This window comes from Agarivorans sp. 2_MG-2023 (genome assembly GCF_030548085.1).
GTDB lineage: Bacteria > Pseudomonadota > Gammaproteobacteria > Enterobacterales > Celerinatantimonadaceae > Agarivorans.
On sequence record NZ_JAUORQ010000001.1, the window covers coordinates 136,352 to 156,398 of the forward strand.

12 protein-coding genes are annotated in these 20,047 nt (G+C 45.0%); all 12 read left to right on the top strand.

The genetic code is table 11. The features are described from left to right. Window positions 1-172: 172 nt before the first annotated feature. The 12 genes from Q4549_RS00640 to Q4549_RS00695 all read left to right on the top strand — a co-directional run bounded on the left by Q4549_RS00640 (window position 173) and on the right by Q4549_RS00695 (window position 19,786). Window positions 173-1,603, top strand: coding sequence for a Wzz/FepE/Etk N-terminal domain-containing protein (locus tag Q4549_RS00640; protein ID WP_303553509.1), 1,431 nt, complete (start codon window positions 173-175; stop codon window positions 1,601-1,603). A gap of 13 nt (window positions 1,604-1,616) precedes the next feature. After that, window positions 1,617-2,699: a glycosyltransferase gene (locus Q4549_RS00645; RefSeq protein ID WP_303553508.1), complete on the top strand. Its 1,083-nt coding sequence runs from the start codon at window positions 1,617-1,619 to the stop codon at window positions 2,697-2,699. Window positions 2,700-2,709: 10 nt separating this feature from the next. After that, window positions 2,710-4,521 carry a sugar transferase gene (locus Q4549_RS00650; protein ID WP_303553507.1) on the top strand — a complete coding sequence of 604 codons (1,812 nt, stop codon included), beginning with the start codon at window positions 2,710-2,712 and terminating at the stop codon, window positions 4,519-4,521. Between the two features lie 348 nt (window positions 4,522-4,869). Then, window positions 4,870-7,938 carry an ammonium transporter gene (gene amt / locus Q4549_RS00655; protein ID WP_303553506.1) on the top strand — a complete coding sequence of 1,023 codons (3,069 nt, stop codon included), beginning with the start codon at window positions 4,870-4,872 and terminating at the stop codon, window positions 7,936-7,938. 138 nt (window positions 7,939-8,076) lie between these two features. Continuing rightward, window positions 8,077-9,987, top strand: coding sequence for a methyl-accepting chemotaxis protein (locus Q4549_RS00660; RefSeq protein ID WP_303553505.1), 1,911 nt, complete (start codon window positions 8,077-8,079; stop codon window positions 9,985-9,987). 262 nt (window positions 9,988-10,249) lie between these two features. Next, window positions 10,250-10,612 carry an STAS domain-containing protein gene (locus tag Q4549_RS00665; RefSeq protein WP_303553504.1) on the top strand — a complete coding sequence of 121 codons (363 nt, stop codon included), beginning with the start codon at window positions 10,250-10,252 and terminating at the stop codon, window positions 10,610-10,612. Window positions 10,613-10,633: 21 nt separating this feature from the next. Continuing rightward, complete coding sequence (locus Q4549_RS00670; protein ID WP_137675087.1) at window positions 10,634-11,449, top strand: OmpA family protein; 816 nt, start codon at window positions 10,634-10,636, stop codon at window positions 11,447-11,449. Between the two features lie 11 nt (window positions 11,450-11,460). Further along, window positions 11,461-13,599, top strand: a complete 2,139-nt coding sequence (locus Q4549_RS00675; RefSeq protein ID WP_303553503.1) for an SLBB domain-containing protein — start codon at window positions 11,461-11,463, stop codon at window positions 13,597-13,599. Continuing rightward, window positions 13,596-14,294: a hypothetical protein gene (locus Q4549_RS00680; RefSeq protein ID WP_303515114.1), complete on the top strand. Its 699-nt coding sequence runs from the start codon at window positions 13,596-13,598 to the stop codon at window positions 14,292-14,294. Before Q4549_RS00675 ends, Q4549_RS00680 begins: the two co-directional genes overlap by 4 nt. A gap of 1 nt (window position 14,295) precedes the next feature. Then, window positions 14,296-15,237, top strand: coding sequence for a phosphate/phosphite/phosphonate ABC transporter substrate-binding protein (locus tag Q4549_RS00685; protein WP_303553502.1), 942 nt, complete (start codon window positions 14,296-14,298; stop codon window positions 15,235-15,237). A gap of 31 nt (window positions 15,238-15,268) precedes the next feature. Further along, window positions 15,269-18,346, top strand: coding sequence for a PAS domain S-box protein (locus tag Q4549_RS00690; protein ID WP_303553501.1), 3,078 nt, complete (start codon window positions 15,269-15,271; stop codon window positions 18,344-18,346). Window positions 18,347-18,355: 9 nt separating this feature from the next. Beyond that, window positions 18,356-19,786: a sigma-54 dependent transcriptional regulator gene (locus Q4549_RS00695; RefSeq protein ID WP_303553500.1), complete on the top strand. Its 1,431-nt coding sequence runs from the start codon at window positions 18,356-18,358 to the stop codon at window positions 19,784-19,786. The last annotated feature ends 261 nt before the right edge of the window (window positions 19,787-20,047 follow it).

Here is a 20,047-nt window from a genome sequence, read left to right on the forward strand (position 1 = left end):
TTAACGGGTTTTAATTTTCCCCTTCACTTTTTCCCCTAGGCTAGTTTTGCCATTGCAAAATGCAACTGGTCTTTTCCCTCTACATGTTTTCCCCCTAAGTTACTGATAATTAAAAACTAAAATTGTTGGTACGGAATTCGCTATTCAAAGCTTGAATCAAGTGGAGAATACAATGGGCGAATTACTACCAAGAATATATTTAATTGTTGATGCCCTATGGCGTCGACGTTACTTAATTGCTCTACCTATTCTATTGATGCCGATTGCTGGGGCTGTTGTGTCACTAATGTCGGACAAACAATATGCATCGCATACCAGTATGTTGGTGCAGGAAACTGCCAGTCTTAATCCATTTTTAGAAGATTTAGCCGTATCGGCCAATGTAGAAGGCCGAATGGAAGCGCTGACCACCTTGTTGCATAGTCGCCACGTATTGAGCGAAGTGGCTATTGAGCAAGGCTTGATGTTTGAAACCGACAGCCCGCAGCGTAAAGAACAAGTGATTGCGCGTTTATCGTCGGCCTTAACGGTTCGCCAAGTGGGTAAGGATTTGATTCGAATTGATTACAAATCAACCACTCCGCAGGGCATGAGTCAGTTATTAGAAACGGTGTCTAAACATTTTATTGAGCAACTTTTAGCCCCTGAGCGCTCGTCTATTCAAGAGTCTGAGCGTTTTCTTCGCGAGCACTTAAGTACCAGTAGCATAGAGCTTGAAGAAGCAGAGCAAGCGTTAGCGAATTATCGCACGTTACATTCTGATGGTTTGCCCGAGCAACATGCTGCAAATACAGAGCGACTATCGCGAGTGCGCCAGCGCTTAATTGAACGCGAGGCCGAATTGGCGGGCGCTAAGCAAAGCTTAGGCAGCATTGACCAACAGTTATCTCGTACTAATCCTGTGTTAACCCGCTTAGAAGAACAAATTGTGCTTAATCGTGCTGAGCTGGCCACCCTCATGTCTCGCTACACCGAGGGGCACTCTAAAGTTTTGGCGATTAAACGGGTACTGCGCCATTTGGAGCAAGAGCGAGAAGAAGTGCTCGCGTTGCCGGAATCTGCGGTAAGTAAAACCGATAGTTCTGCCTTATTACAGCAGCAAATCTCAATTACTGAATCCAACGGTGAAATGCTAATTGTGCAAGTAGAGGCCTTAATGATTGCTCGCCAGCGAGTAGACGCCTTAGCAGCAGAGGTATCGCAATTAAAAAGTTTGGCAAATTCTATACAGCAACAAATTGGCTCGGTGGGTGAGCAAGAGAAACAACTCCGTATTCTAAATCGCAATTTGCGAGTGAAACGCAGCCTATATGAAAACATGTTAACCCGCTACGAAATGGCGCAAGTCACCGGAGCATTAGGTGTGTTTGAGCAAGCAGACCGAATCAAAATTATTGACCGCGCTTATACCCCTAGTGGTCCGTCTACCTTGCCATTATGGATGTTTGTTGTTGCTGGTTTTGTGGGTGGCATTGCTATTGGTATCAGCTTAGCGATGATTGCTGAGTTAACTGATTCAAGTTTACGCACCATTAAAGATATTGAAGCTATAGCTGGAGTGTCGGTGTTAAGCCGTATTCCTCCGCTTAATGAATCGCATTAAAGAGGATTACCTAATGAGTATTTGGATCCAAGTCGTACAGCACTTACAGCCCGGTGGCATAGAAACCATGGCCTTAGATTTACAACGGATGGAAGAGACGCATGAGCAGGGGGTAATTATCTCACTGGAAGGCAACAAAGAAGAAGCACTGGCGGCATGGCCGCGCCTTCGCCCCTTTGCTGACCGCTTGATGTTTTTAGACAAAAAGCCGGGTTTTCGACTTTCAACCTTGTGGAAGTTGGTTAACTTGTTTCGCCGCTGGGCAGTGCCTGTGGTGCATACCCACCATATTGGCCCGCTTATTTATGGTGGCATAGCCGCACGTTTAGCTGGCGTGAAAGTAGTGATTCATACCGAACATGATGCATGGCATTTACGCCAGCAACGCCGCCGCTTGGTACAAGCTGCCGCACTCAAATTTGTTAAACCCATGCTGGTCGCCGACGCCAACTTAGTGGCTGGTGAGTTAAAAGCAGCCTTAGGTTTTGATGATGAAAAAGTGCAGGTGATTAAAAACGGTGTGGATACCCGCAATTTTGCGCCAGGTAGCAAAGTAGTGGCTCGTCGGGAGCTGGGTTTACCAGAGCATTTTCGTTTAATTGGTTGTGCAGGCCGCTTGGAACTGGAAAAAGGCCAAGCAGTATTGATCGAGTCGTTATCGTTTTTACCCGAAGATGTGCATTTAGCATTTGCCGGCGATGGCAGCCAACGTAAGCAATTAGAACAATTGGTTGAATCTTTGCACTTACAAGAACGGGTGCACTTTTTAGGTTCGATTGAGTCAATGCCACGTTTTTACCAAAGCTTAGATTTGTTTTGCTTGCCTTCATATTTCGAAGGTCTGTCGTTGGTGATTTTGGAAGCGCAGTCTTGTGAGGTCCCCGCTGTTGTGACCAATGTTGGCGCATCTACTGAAGCCTTATGTCCTCGCACCGGCACATTAGTTGAGCCGGGTTCAGCGTTTGCTATGGCCCAAGCTTTAGAGAAAAAGTTGGAAAAGCCAGCTACTGGCAACCCGCGCCAGTTTGTTAAGCAGTCTGGTGATTTACGCACCACCGCGCGTAACTACGCTGCACTCCGTCATCGTTACTTATAAGGGCATAATTATGAATATTCTCATTTACTTAACCCTCATCGCGATGTTTTTGGTGGTTTATCATCATGCACTTTATCCTTTATTGCTTAAGCTTCTCAGTAAAGGGCATAAACAGCCAGCGCAGGCGGTACCTGTTTCAGTAGTGCGTAAATATCACCATTGCGAAGACGATGCTCAGTTACCGCTTATTGAGTTGTTGATTCCGGCTTACAACGAGCAAGATTACATTGCCGCTAAGTTAATTAACCTAGCCACGCTGGATTACCCAGACGACCGTTTAACGATTAAGATTATTTGCGATGGCTGCACTGATGATACGGCTGCAGAAGCGCGAGCGTGTTTGGAAGAGCTCACTTTTTGCAGTTTTGAAATAGAAGTCTGTGAGCAGTTACAAAATCAAGGCAAGGTGGCGGTATTAAATCAGCACATCAGTCAAAGCAAAGCCGACATCGTGGCCTTGTCGGATGTATCAGCCCTTATCTCGGTAGATGCCATGCTGATTGCGGCAAGCCAATTTAAGCAAAGCGATGTTGGTGTGGTTTGTGGTTATTATCACTTGCTTAGCCCTGGTTCGGTAGGTGAGCAGGCATATTGGAACTATCAGCGCGAAGTGAAACGTTGTGAAGCAGAAATGGGCGCGCCACTAGGCGCTCATGGGGCATTTTATCTAATTCGCAAATCGCTATTTAGACGTATGCCTGAAGACACCATTAACGATGATTTTGTTATTCCTATGGATATTGTAGCGCAAGGCTACCGCGCCATATACGAGCCCAATATTCGCGCCTTGGAGCTTGAGCATGCGGCCGATAGCCAAGATCGTAGTCGCAGAAAACGCATTGGTGCCGGTAACTTGCAGCAATTAATTCGCTTGCGTCATATGTTGTTACCGCGTTTTAAAGGTGTGGCTTTTACTTTCTTCTCGGGCAAGGCTTTACGCGTAACCATTCCTTTGTTTATGTTAACTAGCTTCTTTGGTGCAATGATATTAAGCACTCAATCTACCGTGTTCGCGGTACTCTTTACCTTGCAACTGTTAGGTTACAGCCTTGCCATGTTGCCAAGAATATTGCCTAAGCTGACGTTGCCTGGTGCCATCGGTAGCCTTAACTATTTAGTCGAAGGCCATTTTTCTAGCATGTTGGGCTGTGTGGATTATGTGGCTAAAAAGCTTAAGAAAAAGCGTTTAACATGTTTTGTTAGTCCATGGGTTAGTGCAGGCAAACGGTTTTTCGACATAGTGGGCGCCAGTGTATTACTGGTTGTGTTTAGTCCCTTATTTCCGCTAATGGCCTTAGCGATAAAGCTAGATTCAAAGGGGCCTGTGTTTTACCAGCAAACCCGAGTAGGGCTAATCACTAAAGACTATGTGCAGCTATTTGATATTTATAAATTTAGAAGTATGCGCAGTGATGCCGAGCAAGTGAGTGGAGCGGTGTGGGCCACCAAGCAAGATAGCCGAATTACTCGCGTAGGTAAGTTTCTCCGTAAAACACGCATCGACGAATTGCCGCAGTTAATCAACGTACTCAAAGGTGAAATGTCTTTGGTAGGGCCGCGCCCAGAGCGCCCAGTGTTTTATCAAAGCTTGGAGCAAGCCATTCCCTTTTATAGCGAACGCACGGTAGGCATTAAACCAGGAATCACTGGTCTAGCACAAGTGAATTTAGCTTATGACTCAAGTATTGAAGACGTAAAACAAAAGCTAGCTTATGACCATTGTTATGCCTTAAGCCTAAGCCAGTGTGGTAGTTGGTTAATACAAGATATGGGAGTGTTAATAAAAACAATATGGGTGGTAGTGGCTGGTAAAGGGCAGTGATAAGGCTGTAATAGAGCAATTAATCAGTAGGGTAATCTTCGAGCGTTTGCTGCTTGCGTTGTTAAAAACCTGTATTTTTCGCTAAGTATGAAGAAATGCTTGGTTTTTTGCTTTGAGTCAGTGTTTTCTAGACTGTTTCTACTAACAATTAGTTTGTTAATATTGGCTTCTTTTACAGCAACTTATGAAGATCTAGCTGCACAGTTTGCTCTTGCTATGCTGTATTATTGTATGGATACTGAACAGATAAATGTAAGCAAATATGCATTACCTTGCGGCTAGGATGCCGCTTTCTGTTGCTAGATTAGGATTTATTCTGAACCTAGCTCGATACGATGAGGGTAAGTAATGGACTACTCCTGGCTGTTGATCGCGTCATTTTTAGTGTTTTTAATGCAAGCCGGTTTTCTATGTTTAGAAAGCGGAAAAATTCGCAGTAAGAACAGCATTAATGTTGCGGCAAAAAATATCTCCGATTTTGTTATTGCTGCACTCATTTATTGGGCATTTGGTTTCGCTCTCATGTTTGGTGACTCTACTCATGGTTGGTTGGGCGGGAGTAACTTTTTCTTTGGTGAGCAGCAATCCGCCTTTCAAATTAGTTTCTTTCTATTTCAAATGATGTTTTGCGGTACCGCTGCCACTTTGTTATCTGGTGCAGTGGCGGAGCGCATGTCTTTTATGGGCTATTTGGCCGTAGCAATAATGATCAGTGCCGTGATTTATCCGGTAACGGGTCACTGGGCTTGGGCATCGGTCTACCAAGCAAGCAATCAAGGTTGGCTTGAGCATCTGGGTTTTGTCGATTTTGCCGGCTCTACAGTGGTTCATTCAGTGGGGGGCTACGTTGCTCTTGCTGCGGTGTTGGTGATTGGACCACGAATCGGTCGATTTGATAGTGACAAACCTTTGCCAGTTGGTAATAACCTGCCCATGTCGGTACTTGGCGCATTGCTTATTTGGCTCGGTTGGTTTGGCTTTAATGGAGGTAGCACCTTGGTGCTTAACCAGCAAGTACCGGGCATTATTCTTAACACCTGTTTGGCAGCAGCAGGGGCTGGCTTAGTGAGTTCGGTTTTTCACTACAGCGTAAAACGTTACGTGGATGTGGGTTTTATTCTAAATGGAATCATTTCTGGTTTAGTGGCAATTACCGCCGGTTGTCATGCTGTTTCGCCTCGCTATGCTTTACTGATCGGCATTATTGCTGGGGCTGTGTTGTATTTAGGTACGCAGCTAATTGACCATTTAAAAATTGACGACGCATTAGGCGTCGTTCCTGTCCATTTGTTCGCTGGTATTTGGGGAACTTTGGCTGTTGGTATTTTTGCTGATGTAGACATGCTAGGCACAGGTTTAAGCCGTAGCGAGCAAATTACAGCTCAGATTTATGGCATAGCGGCTATTGGTTTATACAGTTTTGGTTTGAGTTTTGTTGTGCTTTACGTCCTTAATCGCTTTTTTCCTTTGCGGGTGAATGCCGAAGAAGAACGACAAGGCATGAACGTGAGTGAGCACCGCGCATCTACCGAGCTTATTGATTTATTAAGCTCTATGCATCAGCAGCAACACCAAGGACAGTTTTCTGAGCCAGTGCCAGTAGAGCCATTTACCGAAGTAGGGCAAATTGCCACCCAATATAACCAAGTGATTGAGCGCGTAAGTGTAGAAATTTCTAAACGCGACACGGCAATAAATGACTTTAGATCCAGTGAAAAGCGTAAAAGTGCGATTTTAGATTCGTCGATGGACAGCATTGTTACCGTGGATCTGATGGGGAAAATTATAGAATTTAACCCTGCATCGGAGCGTATCTTTGGCTTTCTAAAGGAGCAAGTCAGCGGCAAGAGCTTTATTGATTTGTTTATTTTGGAGCAAGACCAACCAGCGGTAAAAGCAAGTTTGGAGCACAAGTTTTCTACCTCACAAGGTTTGCTACGCAATCGGCGTAACGCGATTACCTTAACCCGAAACTCTGGAGATAAATTTCCTGCTGAAATTGCCATTACAGGTGCCAGCTTAGGAAGCGAGATAAGAAACGAGTTTACCCTGCATATTCGCGATGTCACTCGGCAGCTCAAGCTGCAAGATAAACTTAAACAGCTAGCATATAGCGACCCTCTCACTGGCTTATATAACCGCACTTATCTAATGGGGCGCTTACAGGAAGTGATTGAACGATCAAAACATACCAAAGAAGATATTGTTTTATTTTTTATGGACTTAGATCGCTTCAAAAAAATTAACGATACCCTTGGCCATAACGCGGGGGACGAATTGCTGCGAGAAGTTGCTAAGCGCTTAATTAGTGTTACCCGAACTACCGATGTGATTGCTCGCTGGGGGGGCGATGAGTTTGTGGTGTTGTTTTCTGGCGCAGTGAGTGAAGAACAGGCGCGTACTAAAGCTCACGACATTCTTACTGTTATGCGTGAGTCGGTAGAGCTAGAAGGGAGAATGATTAATATTCCAACCAGTATTGGCATTGCGCCTGCCGAGTTAGGTAAAACCACCAGTGAGCAGTTAATTCAGCATGCCGATATTGCCATGTATTATGCCAAGCAGCGTGGTCGTGACAATTTTCAAATGTTTGAACCTGAAATGGCCCATAAAGCCGCCCGTAGCTTTGATTATGAGCAAGAGATGGCTAAGGGCATTGAGCAGGGTGACCAGTTTACAGTGATCTATCAACCGCAAGTAACGGCCACTGGCAAGATAGTGGGTTTAGAGGCGCTGATGCGTTGGCATCATCCCAAAGAAGGCGATATATCTCCTAGCGAGTTTATTCCCTTGGCAGAGGAATCTGATTTGGTGATTCAACTGGGCGAGCTGGCACTTACTCAAGCGGTGGAGTTAATTCAGCACTGGCAGACTAATGGCATTAGTAAAGTCCCTATTTCAGTAAATATTTCTGGTAAGCATTTGGTTTCAGGTACCTTGGTTAGTTACATTCAACAGCTTTGCCAACGGGCGAATATTGAGCCTAGCCACTTGGAACTAGAGATCACCGAAGGCGTATTGTTGAGCGATATTGAACGTTGTATTGAGGTGATGTCGCAACTTAAAGCCTTGGCGGTGAAGATATCGGTAGATGATTTTGGTACGGGGTATTCGTCGCTTAATTATCTGAAGCGTTTACCTATTGATGTACTAAAGATAGATCGTTCTTTTGTTGAGGAATGCGCTACTACGATTGAAGACGGCCAAATTTGTTCCACCATTATTAACTTGGCCAATAACCTCGAGCTTAGCACCGTTGCAGAAGGGGTGGAAACACAAGCTCAATTGGCGTTTCTTAATGATAAGGGCTGCCAAGTTTATCAGGGCTTTTTGTTCTACAAACCGATGCAGGCTGAACGTATCTCCGCTTTACTGGCTGAAAATGCCCGCGAACCAGATGCTGAATGTGTGTTGTAGTTGAAATATGTTTGTGAGGCGTTAAAAGAAGGTATTTACTCTGGAGTCATAGAGTTTCATTTTGTTGAAGTGTTTAACATTAAGTGTCACTCAAAAGTAGTATTGTTATATATATAATATTATAAATGGTGAAAATGGATGAATCGCTTTGGCTTTAAATCAAGCTTACTGTCGGCTATGACTTTTATGCTTGTTTTATCTTTATTAGTAACAGGTTACCTTTCTTATACTCTGCTAAAAGATCAGATTACCAATAGTTTGTTAAGGGATATTCATCATACTATTGAACAGAAAACTACAGAGATTAATACCTCGTTCCAGCGCACAACCGGCGCGGTTAATCAGCTCGCTAAGTTATACCAAGAGAAAAACATAACCAGTAACCACGTTGCTATGACCGAATATACCGCTCGCTTAGGCGGTGTGTATAAGGTGATTATTGGCTTTGACGATGGTTCCTCGTTTGTATCTAAAGCTTCTGAGTCTTTTCCAAAGGGAGTGGGGCGTTTAGATAAATACGATCCTCGTACTCGTCCATGGTATAAAGCCGCTAAAAAGACCGCCACTTTATCACTCAGCGATGTGTTTTTTACGCGCAGCGATGGCGTGCCAATGGTTGGCGTGATGCACCCAATTAAGCAAGGGGTGATTATGGCTGATTTGCGTTTTGACCATCTGCAAAAGCAGTTGAGTTCTTTAAGCGAAATTGCCGGTGCAACAGGTTTAGTTGTTGATAAAAGTGGCTTGGTATTAGCCTCAACTAACGAGTGGGTGAAGCAAAAGGATAATGTTGCTGATCTGGACGTGTTTAAGCAGGTTTATAGTGGCTTGATAGGACAAGATAAAGCGATTCAGTATGCCGATGTTAATCAGCAATCAACGTTGTTTGTCAGCCAACGAGTGAGCTTACTAGGCGATAACGAATGGTATGTGTTGATTGCGGTAGATGAATCAACAGCGTTTGCGCCCCTGCAAGCAACCACCTATAAAGTGGCAACCATTATTACTGTTGCAACCTTAGTATCGGTTATTATTCTATTGTTTGTATTGAATCAGCTTTACCAGCCGATTATTAAGCTTCGAGATTTAGTGACCGAACTAGGCCAAGGTAGTGGTGATTTAACCCAGCGTTTAGAAGTGAAAACCGACGATGACATTGGCATTATTGCCCAAGGTATCAACGGTTTTATCGCACAGTTGCAAACTATGCTATTAGAAATAAACAGTGCCCGCTCTAAGCTTTCTGACGGTATTGAAACGTTGGATAAATACAGCCAAAGCAGCAGTGAGATTCTTAATCAGCATACCAACGAAACCACCCAAATTGTGGCTGCTATTGAAGAGTTATCTAATACTGCTGAGCTAGTAGAAGGTAATACGTCAGCCGCAGCCAAATATGCCAATGAGGCCAATCAAAGCGGTGAAGATTCGGTGCAAACCATTAAAACTACTCAACAAAAAATTGAAGCCCTAGCCAGTGAGATTCATGAAACCTCTAGCAACGTAGAGAATATGAATAATGAAACGGCCAGTATTCAAAATATTGTTGAAGTGATTGGCAGTATTGCCGAGCAAACCAACTTGTTAGCGCTTAATGCGTCGATTGAAGCCGCGCGAGCGGGAGATCAAGGACGAGGTTTTGCTGTGGTGGCCGATGAAGTTAGAGCACTCGCCAGTCGTACTCAAACCAGCACCAGCGAGATCGGCTTGGCCTTAACCAAACTGAAACAAGAAGCTAGCCTAGTGGTCTCGTCTATTGGCAGTACCGAACATACCTGCTCAGATACGGTAGAAGAGGCCGATAAAACCTCGGTGAGTTTGCAAAAGCTGGGTGACTTTATTCATCAAATTAACGAATTGAATAGCCAGGTATCTACCTCGGCCAGCGAGCAAAATATTGTTATTCAAGAAATTAATAAAAGTATGCACCAAATCCACGGCATGGTAGAAAACCTCAATAATGAAGGGAAAAGCCAGCGTAGCGAAACCCAGCGTATTGCTGCCATCAATAATGAATTGGGTGACATGATTAACCAGTTTAAACTCTAAGCAACACCGCTTCGTTTACCAAGCCTGAGCCCAAAACGCTCGGGCTTTTTTATGGCCTAAATTGCCACTGCCCACTAATTAAGCGTTAGCTGTTAAAGCCTAAACTAGCCAAATTGCAATTTGCGAAAGCACTGTTAACCCCATCTAAATTTACTGTATTACTTCACGATTTTCATATAACCCATTGTTTATAATCACTAATATGTAAGTGGCACAGAACTCGCTTTAACAGTCTTGAGAATCAGGAATTGTGGAGCGAATTATGAATATGCAACTAACTACTTCAGACCAAGGCGACGTAACAGCATCTATCAATGGTGCCTTTGATGCTAAGTCTTGTGCTCAGCACAAAAATCAGTTTGAAAACATTTGTCACCAAGCAGCCAGCAAGCTGGTTATTGTGAATTTGGCACATGTCGATTTTTTAGATGCTTCTGGTATTGGCGCGTTGGTATTTATGTTCAAACGCATTAATGCAGCGGGTGGTCGTCTTATTATTGTAGGCGCTCAGCAGCAGCCGCGAGATTTACTCGTGATGCTTCGTGTTAACCACATCATCACCATGTTAGACACGCTTCCTAATCAACCAAACAGTGTTGACACCTTACCTTCTATCGCCGCTTAAGCAGGACTCAAGGAGCCTATCATGCGTAGCATTATTATCCCCGTATTGTTAACAATGACCTCAGCTTGTACCAGTTGGCCAGAACAAGGACGCGGTGGTTTTGCTGAGCATCAACACGCTATATTGGCTTGGATGGACGGCGACACTGGCACTACCGACCTTCGCGAATTAGGCCCAGAACACGGTCTACATTTTGAAGCGGTATTAGTTAAGCATCAGCTAGATTTGTTGGTGTTAGAAGGTGCCGAATTATGTTTCCCTGCTTCAGTTACTCAGGCTCGTTTGCAGCAGCAACGCATTGTTCGTGAATTAGAGGGTGGCTTAACCTTTGATGCTGCCAACGATATCGAAATTCAACAACACTTTGTGAACATGCTTGAGCAGCGGCTAGATCGAGTAACCGAAAGCGGTGCTTGCCAAACCGACCGCTTAGGCCACATTCAATCTTCACAATTAATGGTAAGCATTAGCGACGCGTTAAACAGCAATAATCAGTTTGCTTTTGATTCAAGCGAACTGACTCCAGCCTACAAAGACCAACTCACTAATCTCACGCCAATTATTGCCGCGAGCAAAGTAGCGTTAATTATTACCGGCCATAGTGACAGCAAAGGTGATGAGGCTTACAAGCAGCGTTTATCTTTAGCTCGCGCCCAAGCGGTGGCTGACTACATGGCTGAGATGGGTATGAACGAACAACAGATTAAGCTAGCAGCAGTGGCTGATTCACAACCTTATTCTGAAGGCGAAAGCGACGCGATTCGCCACTCTAACCGTCGAGTTACCATTAGTGTTATCGACGCCGACAATCACTTTTTCGCTCAACGTGGTCAATAAGGAGCACGCTCATGAATACTTCAAAAGTATGTAAAGGCATTGTGGCGGCATGGATGATTCTAGGTTTTGTTATGAGCATTGTGTTTAGCGCCAATGCATTCGCGGCTAGTCCTCAAGTACAGGCAGGTGACGTGGTACGCATTATTCTTCCTGGTGAAGCCTCGCTCGATAAAAGCTTTGAGGTAGACCGAAATGGCCGATTAATTCTGCCGGAAGTGGGTCCAATCATGGTATCGGGCTTTACCGAGCAGCAAATGCAAGAAAAGATTAAGCGTGAGTTATCTAAAGCTTATCGTGATTTAGCCGGTTTGCGTGTGTTACTCGAAGAGCGTCGTATCCGCATTAGTGTATTAGGTTTTGTTGGCCAGCCAGGTGAAGTGGTGTTAGCCGAAGGTGCTGGCATTCAAATGGCGATTCAAGCCGCTGGTGGTTTACGTTCTGGCGCGCAGTTAGACCGCATGCAACTGCGCCGCGACAGCTTTGAGCAAGCCAAAATATTTAACTACAAGCGTTACTTAGATTCTGGCGATTTGAGTGTATTGCCAGAGCTGGAATCATTAGATGTATTGTTTGTTCCTGCATCGCCAAAAATTGGCAATGTCGCGGTGGATTTTGACCCTAAAACACTTAACGACAAAGGCGACGCAGCAGAAGACCGTACCGCAGTTAAAGTATTTGGTGAGGTGTATAACCCAGGCAGTTTTTCTTATAAAGAATCAGCCTCGTTAGTGGATATGTTAATGCGTGCTGGTGGGGTGACTCGTTATGCCAGTGTGGAGCAAATTCGCGTCATCATTAATGGTGAGCCAAAGCTGTTTAACTTAAAGCGCTACTTAGATACTGGTGACAGCAACATGTTGCCACAGTTAAGTGCCGGCACTACCGTGTTTGTGCCCAAGCAAGAAGAAGAGATTAAAGCCGGTGCAAATACGGTGTATGTAATGGGTGAAGTATTTAAGCCTGGTGCATACGAGGGCAATAAATCAGCTGGATTTTTAGATGTATTAGCTAACTCTGGTGGCCCAACGCGCTTTGCTGAAACTCGCCAAATCAGAGTGATTCGCAGCAACGGAACGGTTGAACGTTTTGATTTGCAATCGTTCACCGAAGGGCGCACAGCCCAGCTGCCAAAAATCACACCTGGTGATGCGATATTTATTCCTGAGAAAACTGACTTAAATGAAAAGTCGTGGACCAAGGTATCACCAAACCGTGCAGTAAAAGTAATGGGTGAAGTAAACCGCCCAGGCCGCTTTGAGTGGGCCAACGAGATGAACTTAATGGATCTATTAGCGCATGCTGGCGGGCCTAAACCTAATGCCGATATGGCTAAAATCACGGTGTTGTTTAGCGATGCTAACGGCAATACACGCTCGGTTAACTTTGATTTAAATGCTTACCTAGCGGGTAAGATTAGCAATAAGCGTTTACCTCAGATTGTGGCGGGTACCACCATTATGGTGCCGCAGTTGCCAGATGACCCAAGTGACAACAAATCACAATGGGTACGCCAAGCTAGCGAAGACTCAATCTACGTATTTGGTCAAGTGGTTGCCCCTGGGCGCTACCGTTTTGACCCTAGCATGCACTTTCTGGATATTCTTGCAGCGGCCGATGGCCCGTCGGAAAAAGCCGACATTAGCAATGTGCGAATTAGTCACCGCAACGGTAAACACTCGCAAGTATCAAAGCTAGATTTAGCAATGTACTTCGAAACGGGTGATGAGTCTTTGCTACCAAACGTAGTACCGGGTGACTCTATATACATTCCTGAAAAAGACCGCAACTGGTTGTCTGAAAAGAAAGAGCGCACCGTGCGGGTATTGGGTTCGGTAAACAAACCTGGTCGCTACCGTTTTAACGATGATATGACCTTGTTGGATTTATTAGCCGAAGCGGGTGGTGTAGATAACGATGGTTTCCCAGAGAAAATCACCGTAGTAAATCTGTCTTGCTGTAAAGACCAAGCGCGTACTTTCAACCTATTAGAGTTCTCTAAAACCGGTGACTTTGGCATGTTGCCAGTGATTAGAGCTGGCGACACTGTGTACATTCCATCACGCGAAGAAAGCGGTTGGCACAAAGCTCGCCAGGGCATGGAAGACGTATTCCGTATTGTAACCATTAGCGCATTGTTGGGGTTCCTATGATTAATTTACCGTCAACTTATCAAGAGTTGGAGCGCATTTATCAGCGCTTACCGATTCAACAAAACACCTGTATTGGGGTGAGCTCAAGTCAACCAGAGGAAGGGGTTTCTACCTTGGTAGATGCCATTGCAAGGCGCGCAGCCGGAGCAGGGCGTAGCGTATTAGTGGTTGATTTTAACTTGCACCACCCTCGTCACTTTGAGCAACCCGTATTTGATTTAGGCTGGGACAGAGGCAAGGTGCAAGGAATGATTAAAGACCCGCAATCGGGCATTGACTATTTGCCAGTACCCTTAGACAAAGTATCGCTGTTGTCGTTAAAAGAACCGGGTGTGATTGAGCAATGGACAGAGCAGTGGAAACAAAGTTACCAATTGGTGCTGATTGATACTTCAGCAGTTAACCAAAACAACTGTGGCAACGTTTCGGCGCAACGCGCCCTTGCGGGTTGCGATGCCAGCATTATGACCATGATGGCAGGGGTGACTTCTCGCCCGGCGTTTGAAGCTGCCATTGCAGACCTGCGAACCGAAGACATTCGTTTACTCGGTGTTGTGATGAACGATCGCTTTAATCCCAGCCTGCAATCTGAGTTAGTGAGAGAAACCTCACGAATTACCATTTTGTTTCCTCGTTTCCAGCGTGTGCTGCAAAGAATTCTTGTTAACTCTCAATTACTTTCGATAAGGGTATGATATGTTTTTTATATTACAAACCAACAATGGAGCATCAGCCACATTGAGTAAGCAGAAACCAGATATAGCGTTTCTCGAGATTAAGAGTAAACAGTACAAAGCAAAGCGAAAAATGCAGATTAAAGTCACCGTGTTGTTGGTGGCTATTTTGCTGGTGATCTTGGCGATTATTAGCAGCAGTGCTGAAGCAAAAAGCTATACCTTTGGCATAGTGCCACAGCAATCGGCTACCCGTTTAGCGTTGCAGTGGAGCCCTGTGTTAGATGCGGTTAGCGACACCAGTGGTTATCAAGTGGAGTTTAAAACGGCCCCCAGTATTCCTGAGTTTGAGAAGCGTTTAGCCAACGGTGAATATGACTTTGCCTACATGAACCCTTTTCATTACCAAGTGTTTTCTGCTTCGCCAGGATATAAAGCTTTTGCTAAAACTAAAGACAAAAAGCTAAATGGTATTATAGTGGTAAGGACTGATAGTGATATCAATATCACCGATGTTCAACAATTGAATGGTAAAACCTTAGCTTTTCCGGCGCCACGGGCTTTTGCGGCGAGTGTAGTCACTCGAGGATACTTAGAACAACAGGGGGTTGCGTTTGTACCCAAGTATGTTGGTTCGCATGACTCGGTATATCGCGCGGTAGCGGCAGGCTTGTATCCAGCTGGTGGCGGAATTCCGCGCACTTTTGCTAATGGTGACGCAGACGTTACTGACCAACTGACAGTATTGTGGGAGTCGCCAGATTATACACCTCATGCCATTGCTGCCCACCCAGAGGTGCCAGCAGAGGTGGTTAAAAAAATTCAGCAAGCTTTGGTTGAAATGGAGAATAAACCTGAGCAGCAAGCCTTATTGGATGGCCTTAAAATGAAAGGTTTTGAGGTGGCCAAAGACAAAGATTGGGACGATGTGCGCCAGCTCAGTATAGGTGATACACATCATTAACTAGCCTTAATGACAAGCATGGAAAGGCGCGATGAATCTAAGCTTTAAAGCGAAAACCGTTCTCGGCGTGGCCCTAATAGAAGCCGTATTGTTAGGGGTATTGGTTTATAGCAGCATTGGATGGCTGCACGATTCAAATGAGTTACAAGTGGAACAGCATGGCAGAATGATGTCGTCGCTGTTTGCGTCTACCACTAAAAATGCCATTATCACCACCGACTTAGCCACACTTGATAGCCTAACTGAAGAATTTTCCTCGCAAAAAGATGTCGCCTATGTGGTGATTACAGACCAGAACAAACGTTTATTGTCTAAAGGCGGAATCGACCCTCATCAGCATCCTTCGGTAGATCCCAATCTTGGTGACCATGAACACAAGATATTTGTTAATGAAAGTGATGTTGTTATCGGCAACAAACTCTATGGTCACATTCAAATTGGCATTTATGATCACGGCCTACACGGCTTAATTTCTGAGGCGAGTTCCTTTGGCGTAAGCATTGCGCTGTTAGAAATTAGCTTAGTGGCTTTGTTTTCGTTTTTGCTTGGCACTTACCTTACCCGCCAACTCGGTGGCCTGCGCGATGCTGCTAAAACCATTACGCAAATTGGACCGGGCATTCAGCTTGATGTGAAGGGCAAAGATGAGATCTCAGAAGTCTCGCGAGCCTTTAACAAAATGTCTGCCGCGTTGGAGCAATCACATTTAGAGTTTAAACAGGCCATAGAGGTACAAGAAAAATTAGCCTTAGAGCTAGAGCAAAATCAGTCGATTTTAAAAGCAACAATTAGCTCGGCCATGGACGCAGTAATTACAACCGATCGCCATGGTTACGTGCTGGAGTTTAGCCAAAGTGCCGAGCGTATTTTTGGCTTTACTCACGATGAAGTGGTGGGCAAAGAACTGGCGAGCTTTATTGTGCCTGAGGCCTTTCGGGATGCTCACCGCAATGGCATGAAACACTTCAGAGAAACCGGCGAAGCCCCGGTGCTTAATCAACGTTTAGAATTACCTGCATTGCATAAAGATGGCCGAGAGTTTCTCTCAGAGCTCACCATTAGCTCGGTTGAAGTGGGCGATGACACAATATTTACCGCGTTTATGCGAGATATCTCCGATAGAAAGCGCACCGAGCAAGAGTTGCAGTTAGCCGCTGAAGCTTTTGACGCCAACGAAGCCATTTTTATCACTAATCAACACGCAGAAATTGTTCGAGTAAACCACGCTTTTAGCCGAATTACTGGCTATTCAGAAGAAGAAGCCATTGGCCAAACACCGTCTATTTTAAGCTCCGGTGAGCATGATCAAGCCTTTTTCAACAACATGTGGTTGCATCTCAAACAGCAGGGCGAGTGGTCGGGTGAAATCGTAAATCTTCGTAAAAATGGTGAGCGATTGCCCGAGTGGTTAAGCATTTCTTCGGTTCAAGACAGCGAAGGCGAGGTGACGCATTATGTTGCGCATTTCACCGATTTAAGCGAGCAGAAAGCCGTTGAGCAATCCTTAGAGCGTGCCAGGCAAGACGCCGAAGCAGCCAGTTTAGCCAAGAGCCGTTTCCTTGCCAGTATGAGCCATGAAATTCGTACCCCGCTAAATGCCATTATTAATATGAACCAAATCCTTAAAGACACCGACTTAAGCTTAGAGCAGCAAGGCTTTGTTGATACCGGCAACGAAGCAGGCCATACCTTAATGGCCTTGGTAAACAACGTATTGGATTTTTCTAAAATTGAAGCCGGCCAATTAGAGTTTAACAATGAATGGTTTTCTGCCGCGGAGACCTTAAAAAGTATCGTTAGGTTGTTTAATACTACCGCTCAGCAAAAAGCCTTGAAATTTGAGTTGCAGATAGACGATGACATTTTCCCCGAGTACTTTGGTGAGCCGCTGCGCTTTAGGCAAATTGTATTTAATTTAATGGGCAACGCGATTAAATTTACTTCTGAGGGTGGGGTAACGCTGGCGCTAAAACCTATCCAGCCTTATGGCATGGAGCTAAAAGTAAAAGATACTGGCATAGGCATTGAGAAAGAAGATAAAGAACGTTTGTTTGAAGAGTTTTTCCAAGTAGAAAGCGGTGTCACTAAACGATACTCCGGCACCGGCTTAGGCTTGGCGATTACCCGTCAGTTAGTGGAGAAAATGGGGGGTGAAGTTGAAGTAGAGAGTGAAGTTGGCCGTGGCACAACCTTTACTGTTCGTTTGCCATTTAGAGGGCGACATGCGCCTACCATTCAACTAGACGATGCGCTGGAACAGAAAGAGCCTAATCCCGAATTAGCAAAACATGCGCGCATTTTATTGGTGGAAGATAGCGCCATGAATCGCGCTGTGGTGACTCAAGTGCTTAAAGACTTTATTAAAGAATTGAGCAGTGCTGAAAACGGCCAAATAGCCGTAGAAATGTGTCAGCATAATCATTACGACATTATCTTAATGGACATGGCCATGCCGGTGATGGATGGCTTAGCCGCCACTCGTAAAATACGAGAAGCTGAAGGGCTTAATCAGCAAACGCCAATATTAGCCATGACCGCCAATGCCTTTGCCGAAGACAAACAAGCGTGTTTTGCAGCAGGTATGAATGATTTTATCACTAAGCCTATCGATATCCCCTTGCTTAGAGCTAAACTAGTGCAATGGTATAAGGAAAAAACACCAACACTCACCGTTGTTGAAGCTCCTTTAGTTAGTCATACGCTTGATCAAGTTGACGTTGCTACTGAAGTAGCAAACGATGAACCCGAACAAGATCTTAGCTTACTGCTTAACCGACAAGTGCTTGAACAGTTGGTAAAAGACGCAGGTTTAGACGCACTGCCAGTAATGCTTTCGTTGCTTTACCAAGAAACAGAGGCTCAATTGGCCACCATTACACTGGCACATCAGCAGCAAGAGTTTGATGATGTGGCCTTAGCAGCCCACACCATGAAGGGGAATGTGGCAACATTTGGTGGCGAACGTTTACGTAAGTTAGCGTTGGCTATTGAGGTAGCAGGTAAAGCTTCCGACATATCAGCGTTAGATGAACATGTGCCAAGGTTGGCGAACACCGTAGAACAAACGCTTACTGCAATTAAGCAGTTTGAAAAAACAGTTATTGCCTAGGGAGATGCTATGGGAACTGAGCTTAAAGCCTCGGTATTGTTAGTAGAAGATAGCGAAACATTGGCTGCCACTTATCAAGCGTATCTTAGTAAAGAAAACCTTAAACTTGAGCGCGTAGCTACCGGCAGCGCAGCAATAGACTTCTTATCAAAACAATCGCCTCAGGTCATGCTACTTGATTTAAACCTACCCGATATGGGCGGTATGCAAGTGTTAGAGTGGATGGTTGAGCGCAGCTTACCGACCTCGGTGATTATTATTACCGCCTATGGTTCTGTGGATGTAGCGGTAGATTCAATGCGCTTAGGGGTGGTGGATTTTATAGAAAAACCCTTTGATGCCAGCCGCCTAAAAGTGACCGTGAACAATGCCGTTAACCTGCACAAACTAAAATCGTTAGTGGAAGACTACCAAGCCGATGCCGGGCGCGACAGCTTCCATGGCTTTATTGGTGGCAGCTTAAGCATGCAAAATGTGTATCGGATGATTGAAGCAGTAGCGCCCAGCAAAGCCACAGTGTTTATAACCGGAGAGAGTGGAACAGGTAAAGAAGTGTGTGCGGAGGCAATCCACAAACAAGGCGGCAGAGCCGACAAACCTTTTATTGCAATAAATTGTGGCGCTATCCCAAAAGACTTAATGGAAAGTGAAATTTTTGGCCATGTAAAAGGCGCCTTTACCGGAGCATCATCTATGCGTTCTGGCGCGGCTTCGCAAGCCCATGGAGGAACGCTGTTCCTTGATGAAATTGGCGAAATGGACATGGACTTACAAACAAAGCTACTGCGCTTTGTGCAAACGGGGCGTTTTCAAAAAGTAGGTGGCAGCCAAGAAGAGCAAGTAGATGTGCGTTTTTTGTGTGCCACTAACCGAGACCCGTGGGAAGAAGTGCAAGCAGGGCGTTTTAGAGAAGACTTATATTACCGTTTGTACGTTGTGCCTATTCATTTACCTCCACTGCGTGAACGTGGCTTAGATGTACCAGGCATTGCCCAGAAGTTTTTGCGCCGTTATGCCAAAGAAGAAGGTAAACAATTCCGCCGTTTTTCTAGCCTAACCGCTACGGTAATGAGTAACTACGATTGGCCGGGCAATGTTCGCCAATTGCAAAATGTGATCCGCAACATTTGCGTGTTGCATGACGGTAAAGAGGTGTTAGCTAGCCAGCTTCCACCACCTATCAATACGCTGGTGCCAGAAGGCGCGATTGGTAAAGATGGTCGCCATCAGGAAGAAGTAGAAGCGGCTGAAGTTAGCGCAAATGTAGTGGGTGGCAGTCAGTATCAAATTCAACCCTTGTGGATCACCGAAAAAGAAGCCATTGAACATGCGATTGATCACTGCGACGGCAATATTCCAAAAGCCGCCGAGCTATTAGATGTAAGCCCTTCAACCATTTACCGCAAAAAACAATCATGGGAAGAAGCTGAGGCTATTTAGCTTATTTAGTGATTGCCGGTGATAAAAGCCCTGTTCGCAGGGCTTAGCGCCGGTAAACAATAACGTTTGAGCATTCACAGTAAGCTTGAATATTATTGCTTTAAAGAAACTGTTGGGTGTTTGTGGTCTGTCTCATTCCTGCTATTTTACGTGTTTATAGCGCTTAACGCCCTCGAGGATTGCTCTCACCGCTGCCGCAGATCTTACTCATTCAAGTTGTTTTACACTTTTAGCTTCTTTCTATTTCTACCCTATATGTTG